Origin of the sequence: Nocardia sp. NPDC050412, from assembly GCF_044458825.1 — a bacterium.
Lineage (GTDB): Bacteria > Actinomycetota > Actinomycetes > Mycobacteriales > Mycobacteriaceae > Nocardia.
Genome location: NZ_JBITIJ010000006.1, coordinates 83,967 through 95,595, shown reverse-complemented (window position 1 = coordinate 95,595; position 11,629 = coordinate 83,967). Strand labels below are relative to the sequence as shown.

Below are 11,629 nucleotides of genomic sequence, written 5' to 3'. Positions count from 1 at the left end.
GGGCGTGAATTACGGCGAGTTCGATCGCGGGTAGAACCGACGAACAAGAGCCCCGCACTGCGTATCACCAGTGCCGGGCATTTTATTTGCGGCAGCGCGTTCCCAGGCACAGGGCGCGGAGAGCATCCGAATTCGGGCGAGGAACCTTGCCTGCCCTACGTCACTCGTAGTACTGTCCAGACACATGTCCATCATGTGTGTGGACAGATATCCCAGGAGGATTTTCATGACCCTGGTCAAGCCGCTGCGGGTTTCCGGAGGCGAGCACGAGCACGGGCATCTCGAGGAATTCCGCGTCGATCCACTGGCTTTGATGCGGCGGGTGCGGGCGGAATGCGGGGATGTCGGGGCATTCGATCTCGCGGGGCGGCATGTGATTCTGCTGTCCGGCGCCGAGGCCAATGAGTTCTTCTTCCGGTCGGGCGACGAGGATCTCGATCAGGCCGCCGCCTATCCGTTCATGAAGCCGATTTTCGGCGAGGGCGTGGTGTTCGACGCCAGTCCGGAGCGGCGCAAGGAGATGCTGCACAATCAGGCGCTGCGCGCCGAGCAAATGCGCGGACATGCGGCAACCATCGGGCGCGAGGTCGAGCGCATGCTGGCGAACTGGGGCGATGAGGGCCAGATCGACCTGCTCGACTTCTTCGCCGAGCTGACCATCTACACCTCATCGGCTTGCCTGATCGGCAAACGCTTCCGCGATGAACTCGACGACCGCTTCGCCCACCTCTACCACGATCTGGAGCGCGGCACCGACGCGCTGGCCTATGTGGACCCGTACGCGCCGATCGAAAGCTTCCGCCGTCGCGATGCCGCCCGCGCCGAACTGGTCGAATTGGTGCAGGGCATCATGGACGGCCGCGCCGTGAATCCGCCGGCGAACAAGGAAGATCGGGACATGCTCGACATCCTGATCTCGATCAAGGATGAGCAGGGGCAGCCGCGATTCAGCGCGAGCGAAATCACCGGAATGTTCATCTCGATGATGTTCGCGGGCCATCACACCACCTCTGGCACCGCGGCCTGGACGGTTATCGAATTGCTGAGGCATCCTGCGGAATTGCGTCGGGTGGTCGATGAACTCGACGAGCTGTATGCCGACGGTTCCGATATCAGTTTCGGTGCGCTGCGCCAGATTCCGAATCTGGAGGCAGTGCTGAAGGAGACCTTGCGGCTGCATCCACCGCTGATCATTCTGATGCGGGTGGCGCAGGGTGAATTCGAGGTGTGCGGTCATCGCATCGCACCCGGCGATCTCGTGGCGGCGACTCCGGCCATCTCCAACCGGATTCCAGAGGACTTCCCGAATCCGGATCTCTTCGACCCTAAACGCTATATCGATCCGAATCAGGCGGATATCGTCAACCGCTGGACCTGGATTCCCTTCGGTGCGGGCCGTCACCGCTGTGTCGGTGCGGCCTTCGCGCTCATGCAGCTCAAAGCGATTTTCTCGATACTGCTGCGGGACTGGGAATTCGAGATGGCACAACCGTCCGACAGCTACCGCAACGACCACAGCAAGATGGTGGTGCAGCTGCAACAGCCGTGTGCGGTCCGCTACCGCAGGCGGCGAAAGGCATAGGCGAACACCCAGTTACGGGAGCGTGCGCGGGAAGATTCTGTGCCCCATGGACTTGGCGAATTCGCTTGTAATGTGAAGACATGATCACGCTCAAGAAGGAAGATGGTGCCGCGGATCTCAACGGCATCACCAAGCTGACGGTCGGGGTGAGTTGGGACCCGTCGGGGGGCACCAGCGGCGGCGCGCTCGGAATGCTGCGCCGCAAGCGCGGTGTGGATCTGGATCTGATCGCCATCCTCATGCAAGGCGCCGAGCCGGTGCGTTTCGCCGGTCTGGACTCGCTCGACCCGCTGGGCAACGGTTCGGTCCAGCACACCGGCGACGAACAGACCGGCGCCGCCTCCGGAGACGACGAATCGGTGCATGTCACCTTCGCGAATGTGCCCGAGGCCATCGACGCGATCATTTTCGTGGCCGCGGCTTTCAAGAAGGGCTCATCGTTCGAGAAGGCCAACAACATCTCGTTCAAGATCTACGACGCGTCCGGCGGCGGTACCGAGCAGGTGGCCGATATCTGGCCGTCGCTGCTCGGCACGGACAACGCCAATGCGGTGGCCAAGGCGTTCCGCAACGGCGGAAGTTGGCAGCTCGAGGTGCTCAACCGCAAGGGCAAGATCAAGCAGGGCGATAAGCAGGCCCTACTGCACTTCGCCATGGCGTGAGCATGCGCGCCGGAGCTCTGGCGAGGAGCTCCGGCCGCTGCTGGTGCTACAGAACGGCTTCGACGGCCGAAACGACCGCGGCGTCGTCGGGTGTGGTGCTCGGCCGGAACCGGCCGACCACCGCACCTTCGCGATCGATCAGGAATTTCTCGAAGTTCCACTGGATATCACCGGCAGTGCCCTCGCCATCCGCGGTCTCTACCAGTGCCTGGTAGAGCGGATGCCGGTCCTCGCCGTTGACATCGGTCTTCTCCAGCAGCGGAAAGTCGACGCCATAGGTGGTCGAGCAGAATTCCGCGATTTCCTCGGCGGTACCCGGCTCCTGGCCCATGAACTGGTTGCACGGCACCCCGACCACGCTGAAACCGCGTTCGCCGTAAATTTTCTGAAGTTCGACGAGCCCGGTGTACTGCGGTGTCAGCCCACACTTAGAGGCCACATTGACCAGCAGTACCGCCTTGTCTCCGACCAATTCGCCCAGTGTTGCCGGGGCGCCGGAGAGGGTACGTAGGGGAATGTTGCGGATATTCATTCGTATCGCACCTGCCAGTTCTTGATTCCGTTGATCCACCCCGATCGCAACCGTACCGGATCGGCGACCTGGCTGATCTCGGGCATCTCATCGGCGATCGCATTGAACATCAGGTCGATCTCCAGTCGCGCCAGATTCGCCCCGACGCAATAATGCGCACCGGTGCCGCCGAATCCGACGTGCGGATTCGGATCGCGCAATACGTCGAAGGTGAACGGATTTTCGAAGGCGTCCTCGTCGAAGTTGGCCGAACTGTAGAAGATTCCCAACCGTTGGCCCTGCTTGATCTGCTGTCCGCCGAGTTCGGTGTCCTGGGCGGCGGTGCGCTGGAAGGCATTCACCGGGGTCGCCCAGCGCACGATCTCATCGGGTGCGGTGCGCGGCCGCTGCGCCCGGTACAGCTCCCACTGCTGCGGATGGTCCACGAAGGCCTTCATGCCGTGGGTGATGGCATTGCGGGTGGTCTCATTGCCCGCGATGGCGAGCAGGATGACGAAGAAGCCGAATTCGTCCGAACCGAGTCCTTCGCCGTCGACATCGGCATGCACCAATTGGCTGACGATATCGTCGACCGGACAGGCGCGCCGCTCTTCGGCCATGTTCCAGGCATAGCCGAGGATTTCGGCGAAGGCGGTGGTGGCGTCGCCGTATTCCGGATCGTCGTAGTTCAGCGTCTGGTTGGACCATTCGAACAGCTTGTGGCGGTCGTCATTCGGTACGCCGAGCAGTTCCGCGATGGCCTGCAGCGGCAGTTCGCAGGCCACCTGCTGGACGAAATCGCCGCCGCCGCTTCGCTTGGCCTCGTGCACGATTCGCGCCGCGCGTTCGGCGAGCGTGGCGCGCAGGCCCTCCACCGCACGCGGGGTGAAGCCCTTGGAGACGATCCGGCGGATCTTGGCATGCTTGGGCGCATCCATATTGACCAGCAGCGCACCGGTGAGTTCGATCTGCTCCGGAGTGACATCGTCGGGCAGCCGGATGATCGCGCCCTTCTGTGCCGAGGAGTAGATTTCCGGGCTGCGCGAAATCTCCTTCACGTCTTCGTGTTTGCTGACCACCCAGTAGCCGCCGTCACGAAAGCCGCCCGAGGTCGCATCCGGCTGCGCGCACCACCACACCGGCGCCGTGCGGCGCAGGGTTGCGAATTCCTCGACCGGCATGCGGTTTTCCCACAGCCCCGGGTCGGTGAAATCGAAGCCTGCCGGGAACGCGGGCGCTGCCATAGCTACCTCCTGGGGTGAAAAGTGTTTCAGCGCAGCCTGAGTCGGCGCATGAGTCGTAGCGTCGTCAGCGTCGTCTTCAGTTGCTTCTCGTAGGGCAGGCCCGCGCGGGCCGCCATGACCTGGCGCTTCTGCACGCCGATATTCACGGTGTCGGTGTATTTGAGCAGGCCCTGATCGCCATGCCTGGTGCCGACGCCGGATTGTTTGACGCCGCCGGACGGGGTGCCCTTGGCGGCGTAGGTGGTCACGAAGCCGTCGTTGATATTGATATTCCCGGCCTCGAGCTGCGCGCCGATGCGGTTGGCGCGGGCCAGGTCTCGGCTCCAGACGCTGGCATTCAAACCGTAGGTGGTGTCGTTGGCGAGCCGGATGGCCTCCTGCTCGTCGGTGAACCGGTAGACGCTCACCACCGGACCGAAGGTTTCCGCGGTCGCGTGCGTCATCTCCGGGGTGACATCGGTCAGCACGGTGGGTTCATAGAATGCCGGGCCGATATCCGCTCGCGCTTTGCCACCGGTCAGTACTGTCGCGCCCTTCGCCCGGGCGTCCTCGACATGCGCCGCGACTCGCTCCATATGTTGCACCGATACCAACGAACCGAATTCTGGTGTGAAGTCGTAAGCCGCGCCGATCTCGGCGTTCAATTCCTCCGCGGCTGTGACCAATCGGCGCACGAACTCGTCATACAACTTGTCCTGCACATAGATCCGCTCGATGTGCATACATGCCTGGCCGGAATTCGCGAAGACCGCGAATGACGCACCGGGAATCACCTCGTCGAGATTCGCGTCGTCCAGCACGATCATCGGGTTCTTGCCGCCGAGTTCGAGGCTGCAGCCGATCAGATTGCGGCCCGCGCCTTCGCCGACCACCCGTCCGGTCGCGGTGGAGCCGGTGAACATGACGAAGTCGGCATTGTCGATCAAGGCCGGCCCCACATCGGGACCCTCACCGCAGACGACCTGGAACAGCCCCTTCGGCAGACCCGCCCGATACAGCAGCTCCACCCCGAATAGCGCGCACAGCGCGGTCTTGTTATCGGGCTTGAGTACGACGCCGTTGCCCGCCATCAGCGCGGGCATCGAATCCGACAGTGCGATGGCGAATGGGAAATTCCACGGCGCGATGACCGCGACGACGCCCTTGGGGCGGTGTTCCTCGGTCGAGGTGGTGATCAGTGGCACCGGGCCGCCGCGCCGCTTGGGCGCGAGCGCCCGGCGTGCGGTCTTCAGGTAGTGGCTGATGACCATCGGGACATCGCAGGATTCCTCGAAGGCCATGCGGCGGGTCTTACCGCAGCCGATCTGGATCAGGTCGGCAATGGTTTCGTATTCGGCGAGGATCAGGTCGTGTGCGCGTTGGAAGACCTCGAGGCGGCGCTGCAGCGGCCAGGCGGCCCACTCCTTCTGGGCCGCGCGTGCGGTCGCATAGGCGGCGGCGACGTCCTCGGGCGTCGATTGCGGTAGTTCGCCGACCACGGCGCCGGTGTAGACCTCGACCATCGAATACGCAGCGGCGGTGCCGGAGGCCGCGATCATTTCGGTGAGCCTGCCGATCAACGTTTCGGTGATCCGGGCGGGCAGCGCCGGTGCGGAATCCTTCTTTGCTTCGGTTGTATTCATCGGACCTTCTCCGTGCTGACGGCATATGCCCCCAAATTAGAACACGTTCTCATCACGACTGTCAGCGGCTTGATGGGGGATGACCTGGTCGAATGCATATTCAGTCCGCCTGATGATCCGGTGCGCGGCTCGCCGCGAACTCGCGTGCCCAGCGGTAGTCGGGCTTGCCGCTCGGGGCGCGCGTAACGACGTCGGCGAGCCAGATCTGCCTCGGCACCTTGTACCCCGCGAGGTGCTTGCGCACGTGGCGCTCCAGCGCGGCGAAATCCACCTCGGCACCCGCTACGGATATGACCGCGGCCACCTGCTGGCCCCAACGCTCGTGCGGTACCCCGATCACTACCGCGTCATAGACGGACTCATGCGCCTTGACCACACTCTCGACCTCTTCGACGAAGACCTTCTCGCCGCCGGTGTTGACGACCATATTGCCGCGCCCGATCAGTGTCACCGAGCCGTCCGGCTCGACCCTGGCGCGATCGTCGGTCACCACGATCCGGGCACCGTCGACCGTCTTGAACAGTCGCTCGGTCTTCTCCGGATCCTTGTAATAGCCGATCGGCACCGCGCCGGTCTTGGCCAGCCAGCCCTCGGCACCGGGTTCGACCGGTCGTCCCGCATCATCGACCACTATCGCGCCGCGCCCGCTCTGCACCCGCGGACCGCGGCCTGGATTGTCGTCCTTCTGCGCGATACCGATACCGCCGAAACCGGTTTCGGAGGAGCCGATGGAATCGGAGATGATCGTCGACGGAAACAATTCCAGCAGTGCGTTTTTCACCGGCTGCGACAGCAGCGCGGCACCGGAGCCGATGGCGACGAGCGAGGAGGCGTCGACCGGTGCGGCACGGTAGGCATCGATCAGTGGACGTGCCATGGCATCGCCGGTGATCACCATGATCTGTGGGCGGCGCTGTTCGACCACCTGCCACACTCGCCGCGCATCGAATTTGGGCTCGAAGATCACGGCATTGCCGGACCACAGGGCGGTGAAGGACGGCATCATGGCGGCGGCGTGGATGAGCGGCGGGAGCACGAACCAGGTGCTCGGTTCGCCCCGCGCGCCGACACGGGACTGTTGATATTCGTCGGAAACCGGTTCATTCGTGTAGAAGTCGATGCCGCCGCCGAGAACCCGCCACATATCCTCTTGCCGCCACATGACGCCCTTGGGTCGGCCGGTGGTGCCGCCGGTGTACATCATGAACAGGTCGTCGGGGCTGCGGTCTATGACGCGGCGGGTGGGGGAGCCGCTGAGCAGTGCCTGCTCGAACGAGGCGGACAGGTCTGCCGGGGCGATGGTGTCGGCGGGTGGCCGATCGACGATCAGCACCCGGATCGACGGCGTTTCGGCGAGTGCTTCCAGCGCCGTGTCTGTGTATTTCTCATGGCACACAAGCACTTCGAGATCCGCGTTGTCATAGAGGTAGCGCAGTTCTTCGACGCCGTAGCGGTAGTTGATATTGATCGGCACTGCCCGCGCCTTGAAACAGGCAATGAGGGTGGTCATGGTCTCGATGCCGTTGTGCATCTGGAAGCCCACGTGCGTACCGTGGCCGACGCCGATCGAGCCGAGATGATCGGCGAGCCGATTCGCGCGGGCCTCGAGTTCGGCGTAGGTGAGTGCGAGATCGCCCTCGATCAGCGCGGTGCGCTGCGGCATCGCGTCGACCGCGTGCTCGAAGAGGTCGGCGAAGTTGTGGGACATGGCAATTCACTCTCAGTGAATGACGGTGAGCGGTAGCGGGATGCCGCGGTCGGTGAAGGTGAAGGCGGCGCCGGTGCTGATCCGGGTAATGGCCACCTCGGTCGCCTCCTTGAACGGCGCTGCGGCGAGAGCTATCTCAGCGGTCCAGCCATGTTCGTCAGCGGCGGTGGACCTGACGCCGAACCGCGGGTTCACGCCGCGCACCATGGCTTCCAGTGGTGCGAGATGGTCGGGATCGGTCAGCGTTGGCCAGGTGCGGTCAGTGCTGGCATCGCTGTGCCACGGCACCCGCAGGTGCACCGCGTCGTCGGCGACGGATACGTCGAGTTTGCTGTACGGCAAGGGATTCCACGCCGGATGCAAACGCAATACCGCTGCCAACGCGGTTGGATCGTCACCGAGCCCGAGTGCGTTGCGAATCCGCTCGGAGGTTATTCCGGCGATGCCCGTGAATTGTTTGCGGCCGATATCTGTTGCGGTGTCGGCAGATCGAGCGCGCACAGCAGTCATGAAGCCGATGGTGAGCAGGTGGTGTTGCAGGCAGACCTCGTCGGCCATCCGCACCAACGCCGATTTGGAGAAGTCCGCGAAGCGCAGATCACTGAGCAGCGGACCCGCGTAATCGCTTTGGCCCGGATCGTCCTTATCGATCGGGGCCAACTCCAGCAATGCGGCTCGGGAATTGGCGACCACCTCGGCATTCGGCGGTGTGGGCGGTGGAATATGTGTCGGGTCGATGATGACGGTCCACGCGCACACCGGCTTTCGGTCCGCTGGCTGACGCGGCGGCCGGTGGATCGGCCGAACCTGGGCATGCGGATTGGTGGCGAGGGCGGTCGCATCGAAGGTCGGATCCTCGATGTCGTGGCACATGGAGACCACGAACTCCTCGCCGAGCGGCTCCACATCCGCCAGCGCGCCGCAGTGGTCCAGCCAGAACTCGCCGTGATCGCGATCCTCGACGCGGAACCGGAAGTCCATGAACTGCGGCGGCGCACCGATATCGAGTTGCAGACCTTTGAAGATCGTCGGCACGTCATCGCCGTCGAAATCGAGCGCGCGGCGCATGCGGCGGGTGTAGACCGGACTGGCCAGCTGCCACTCCTCGATGGCGACCGCCGCCATGCCCTCGCGCCCGAATGCGCCGATGGAGTGCGCCATTCCGGACCGGTCGATCAGATGACCGCACAGCAGCAGTTCGGGCACCAGCCTCGCCAGCTGGGCCCGCGACAATCGGTCGAAGCTCGATATCACCACAGTGGAACCGGTGCTTCGCCGATCCGATACCAGCCCGGCAGCGTCTTACCGGAGACCGAACGCTGGATGCGCTTGTGCATCCCCGCCGTCAGCGCATTGTTCTGGATCATCTCCACGAACAACTGCGAGACATTGCCGAAGTCGAAAAAGTCACGCTGCCAGGTCCATTGGTAGTTGCCGCCGTAGCGGAACCAGCTGCCGCCGATACCCTCCGGACTGTAGTTGCGGCCATCGGGTCGCTTGTTATCGCTGATCTGTTTCCAGAACCCGATGACATCGCCGCTGCGCTCATCGATGACGAACTGTTGGTACGGATAGGACCAGCCCTCCAGCCCCTCCATCTCCTGACCGAGGGCGAGTTCCCGGATCTCGGCCCGCCCGACCGCCATGAATTCCTGTGTCGGTCCGTAGTTCCAGCCGTAGGTCGCGTCCTCGGTGTACATCTCGGCGAGCGGTTTCCAATCGCCCTTTTCCTCGCAGCGCTGGTTCTCCAGCACCCAGCGCCGGACCATCTCGTCGAGTTCGGCGCGGTCGAAATCTGGCATTACCGTGTTCCTTTCGCGGGGTCGTCGTCCCGGATCGATAGCGCTTGGGTGGGGCAGTAGCGCACCGCGCGTTCGATATCGGCGCGGTCTTCGGGACCCGGTGTCGGGTCGAGGATTTCGACCTTGCCGCGCTTGGGCACGGTGAAGGCCGAGGGCGCTTCGTCCTGGCAGACGGCATGCCCCTGACACAGATCCAGATCGGCGATGATCCTCAAGGTCGGCTCCCGTCCTCGGCATTCGGTAATGGACGCAGCGGGGCCTCGGGCTGGACCTCGATCAGCACGAGATGTGCCCCGCGCGGTGCGCAGACCACGGCAATGACCGCAGCGGCCAGATCGCCGGCACGCAGCATGTACGGATGACGGGCGAAACCCCAGGTCTTCCAGTCCTCCAGCATCGGCCCGACTACCTCGGGCGTGGAGTTCATGCCCATGCCGGTCAACGTCGGACCCGGGCGCACGAGTGACGCGCGAACCCCGCTGCCCTCCAGCTCCATTCGCATCTGCTGGACCATTGCCTCGAGCCCGGCCTTAGCCGCGCTGTAGGCGCCGGTGCGCGGGCGCGGTTCCTCGGCGCAGTCGGAGCTGATCAAGACGAAATCACCGCGCTGCCTGCGCATCATCCCCGGCAGTACCCGGTGCACCAACCGGTGCGCACCGACCAGATGCACCTGTACCTGCTGCAGGAACCGTTCCGGTTCCATCTCGTGCACCAGCGAGAATTCGATATCGCCCGCACCGGAGACCAGGATTTCGGTGGGTCCGAGGGTGTCTTCGGCCATGGTGACGAATTCGTCGATGGATGCGGGGTCGGTGACATCGAGCTGATGGGCGAAGGCCTCGCCGCCGTTGGCGCGGATCTTGGCCGCCAGCGCCTCGCATTGATCCACCCGGCGTGCCCCGAGCGCGACGGGATGCCCGAGTTCGGCCAGCGCCTCGGCCGTCGCGGCGCCGATACCGGAGGACGCCCCGGCCACAATCGCCGGTCGACGCATCGGATTCGGTTCGAACCGTGGCATTATTTGGCCTCCACGATGATGGGCAGGTTGGCGAACCCGCGGACATTGCTCGAGTGCACGCGCTTGATCCCGGCGTGGACGACGTCGTAAGACCGCACGCGCGAGGTGAATTCGCGCAGCGCGACGGTGGCTTCCAACCGGGCGAGGTGTGCGCCCAGGCAGAAGTGCACGCCCGCACCGAAACTGGCCATTGCGGCCTTATCGGTGCGTTCGATGCGGTAGCTGTCGCCGTCGGTGAAGACCTCCGGGTCCCGATTGGCCGAACCGATCAGCAGCAGCACCTTCGCGCCCTTCGGGATGGTCCGGCCGTGCTGGTCGATATCCACCGCGGCACAGCGCGCGACCATCTGGCTGGAGGTGTCGTAGCGCAGCGTCTCCTCGACCCAGTCGGTGACAAGCTCGGGTTCCGCGACGACCTTGGCGTATTCGCCCGGATTGCGCGCACTCCAATACAGCGCATTGCCGAGGAGTTTGGTGGTGGTCTCGTTACCGGCCACCACCATCAGGAACATGAAGCCGATGATCTCCTCATCGGACAGGGAGTCTCCGTCGATTTCGGCATCCAGCAGCGCCGAGGTGAGATCCATTGTCGGAGCGCGTCTTCGCGCGGCGACCAGATCCGCGTAATAGGTGAGCAGCGTGATCGATGCCTGCGCGGCGGCCATCGGGACATCCAAAACGCCGTCCTCGCGGTGCAGCACCAGATCAGCCAACCTGCGGATCTCCGCACGGTCGGCCTCGGGCACGCCCATTAGTTCGGAGATGACATCCATCGGGAGTTTGCCAGCGACCTCGTCGATCCAGTCGAACTCGCCGGTCGCGAGTGCCGGTTCGAGGTAGGAGAGTGTCAGGGCCCTGATCCGGTCTTCCATCTCGGCCACCCGCTTGGGGGTGAAGCCCTTGTAGACGAGTCGGCGCATGCGCATGTGCCGCGGATCGTCCATGGCCAGGAACGACATCACTCGACTCGCGTGCGGGCCCCAGGCCGCCGGATCCAGCGAGACTCCGTTGGCGCTGGACAGGCGGACGCTGTCGCGGAAGGCCGCGGTCACATCCGCGTGCCGCGACAGCGCCCAGAAATCCAGATCGGCGTTGTGATAGAGCGGCGCCTCGGTGCGCAGCCGCTCATAGGTGGGGTAAGGGTCCTCGTGGAACGCGTAGTCGTAAGGGTCGAAGGTCAGGGGCTCCAGTGAGGCGGCCGTCATCGCGATAACCCGGAATTCGAGAACCGGTTCTCATCAATGACCGGTGCCGCGGCATTGATGGGAGACACATAGCTGGACATGTGTCTGGACGGTACCAGCGGCGCGCCGGAATCGACAGGGGTTTCCTGAACAATCTGTGTGGGGATGGGGCTCGGGCCGAACAATGGCTGGTAGTTCTTCTCGGGTGCCCTCGGGCTAGCTTGCGAGCGCAGTTCTGAAACGGGTTCTTGCGCATGGGAGCGAAGCGAGACTATATTCCGTACACCTGTCCAGAC

Annotated in this window: 11 protein-coding genes; 2 read left to right on the top strand and 9 right to left on the bottom strand. The window is 64.0% G+C overall.

What is annotated here, in order from left to right:
- Positions 1 to 226: 226 nt before the first annotated feature.
- Positions 227 to 1,582: a cytochrome P450 gene (locus ACIBI6_RS18145; RefSeq protein WP_364344144.1), complete on the top strand. Its 1,356-nt coding sequence runs from the start codon at positions 227 to 229 to the stop codon at positions 1,580 to 1,582.
- 80 nt (positions 1,583 to 1,662) lie between these two features.
- Complete coding sequence (locus tag ACIBI6_RS18140) at positions 1,663 to 2,244, top strand: TerD family protein (protein ID WP_364344141.1); 582 nt, start codon at positions 1,663 to 1,665, stop codon at positions 2,242 to 2,244.
- A gap of 46 nt (positions 2,245 to 2,290) precedes the next feature.
- On the opposite strand, the gene ACIBI6_RS18135 is transcribed toward ACIBI6_RS18140, so the two are convergent.
- From ACIBI6_RS18135 to ACIBI6_RS18095, 9 genes are all read right to left on the bottom strand, one after another.
- Positions 2,291 to 2,776 (bottom strand): glutathione peroxidase, encoded by a 486-nt coding sequence (locus tag ACIBI6_RS18135; protein WP_396957143.1) that lies wholly within the window; start codon positions 2,774 to 2,776, stop codon positions 2,291 to 2,293.
- A complete protein-coding gene (locus tag ACIBI6_RS18130; RefSeq protein WP_364344135.1) occupies positions 2,773 to 3,999 on the bottom strand; it encodes a cytochrome P450 in 1,227 nt (408 codons plus the stop codon). The genes ACIBI6_RS18135 and ACIBI6_RS18130 overlap by 4 nt, the downstream gene beginning before the upstream one ends.
- 26 nt (positions 4,000 to 4,025) lie before the next feature.
- The gene (locus tag ACIBI6_RS18125; RefSeq protein WP_396957140.1) at positions 4,026 to 5,621 is read right to left on the bottom strand and encodes a succinic semialdehyde dehydrogenase; all 1,596 of its coding nucleotides are present in this window, start codon (positions 5,619 to 5,621) and stop codon (positions 4,026 to 4,028) included.
- A gap of 100 nt (positions 5,622 to 5,721) precedes the next feature.
- On the bottom strand, positions 5,722 to 7,329 hold the full coding sequence (locus ACIBI6_RS18120; RefSeq protein WP_396957138.1) for an acyl-CoA synthetase: 1,608 nt from the start codon (positions 7,327 to 7,329) through the stop codon (positions 5,722 to 5,724).
- Positions 7,330 to 7,341: 12 nt separating this feature from the next.
- On the bottom strand, positions 7,342 to 8,586 hold the full coding sequence (locus ACIBI6_RS18115; protein ID WP_396957137.1) for a hypothetical protein: 1,245 nt from the start codon (positions 8,584 to 8,586) through the stop codon (positions 7,342 to 7,344).
- Positions 8,580 to 9,131, bottom strand: coding sequence for a nuclear transport factor 2 family protein (locus ACIBI6_RS18110; RefSeq protein WP_364344123.1), 552 nt, complete (start codon positions 9,129 to 9,131; stop codon positions 8,580 to 8,582). The genes ACIBI6_RS18115 and ACIBI6_RS18110 overlap by 7 nt, the downstream gene beginning before the upstream one ends.
- The gene (locus tag ACIBI6_RS18105) at positions 9,131 to 9,346 is read right to left on the bottom strand and encodes a ferredoxin (protein WP_396957135.1); all 216 of its coding nucleotides are present in this window, start codon (positions 9,344 to 9,346) and stop codon (positions 9,131 to 9,133) included. Before ACIBI6_RS18105 ends, ACIBI6_RS18110 begins: the two co-directional genes overlap by 1 nt.
- The gene (locus ACIBI6_RS18100) at positions 9,343 to 10,149 is read right to left on the bottom strand and encodes an SDR family oxidoreductase (RefSeq protein ID WP_364344117.1); all 807 of its coding nucleotides are present in this window, start codon (positions 10,147 to 10,149) and stop codon (positions 9,343 to 9,345) included. Before ACIBI6_RS18100 ends, ACIBI6_RS18105 begins: the two co-directional genes overlap by 4 nt.
- The gene (locus ACIBI6_RS18095) at positions 10,149 to 11,354 is read right to left on the bottom strand and encodes a cytochrome P450 (RefSeq protein ID WP_364344114.1); all 1,206 of its coding nucleotides are present in this window, start codon (positions 11,352 to 11,354) and stop codon (positions 10,149 to 10,151) included. Before ACIBI6_RS18095 ends, ACIBI6_RS18100 begins: the two co-directional genes overlap by 1 nt.
- Between the last annotated feature and the right edge of the window lie 275 nt (positions 11,355 to 11,629).

Excerpts from the sequence above, each read along its gene's own strand:
- ACIBI6_RS18120 (WP_396957138.1), bottom strand. The coding sequence starts at position 7,329 with ATGTCCCACAACTTCGCCGACCTCTTCGAGCACGCGGTCGACGCGATG.
- ACIBI6_RS18130 (WP_364344135.1), bottom strand. The coding sequence starts at position 3,999 with ATGGCAGCGCCCGCGTTCCCGGCAGGCTTCGATTTCACCGACCCGGGG.
- ACIBI6_RS18140 (WP_364344141.1), top strand. The coding sequence starts at position 1,663 with ATGATCACGCTCAAGAAGGAAGATGGTGCCGCGGATCTCAACGGCATC.
- ACIBI6_RS18110 (WP_364344123.1), bottom strand. The coding sequence starts at position 9,131 with ATGCCAGATTTCGACCGCGCCGAACTCGACGAGATGGTCCGGCGCTGG.
- ACIBI6_RS18135 (WP_396957143.1), bottom strand. The coding sequence starts at position 2,776 with ATGAATATCCGCAACATTCCCCTACGTACCCTCTCCGGCGCCCCGGCA.
- ACIBI6_RS18100 (WP_364344117.1), bottom strand. The coding sequence starts at position 10,149 with ATGCCACGGTTCGAACCGAATCCGATGCGTCGACCGGCGATTGTGGCC.
- ACIBI6_RS18145 (WP_364344144.1), top strand. The coding sequence starts at position 227 with ATGACCCTGGTCAAGCCGCTGCGGGTTTCCGGAGGCGAGCACGAGCAC.
- ACIBI6_RS18095 (WP_364344114.1), bottom strand. The coding sequence starts at position 11,354 with ATGACGGCCGCCTCACTGGAGCCCCTGACCTTCGACCCTTACGACTAC.
- ACIBI6_RS18125 (WP_396957140.1), bottom strand. The coding sequence starts at position 5,621 with ATGAATACAACCGAAGCAAAGAAGGATTCCGCACCGGCGCTGCCCGCC.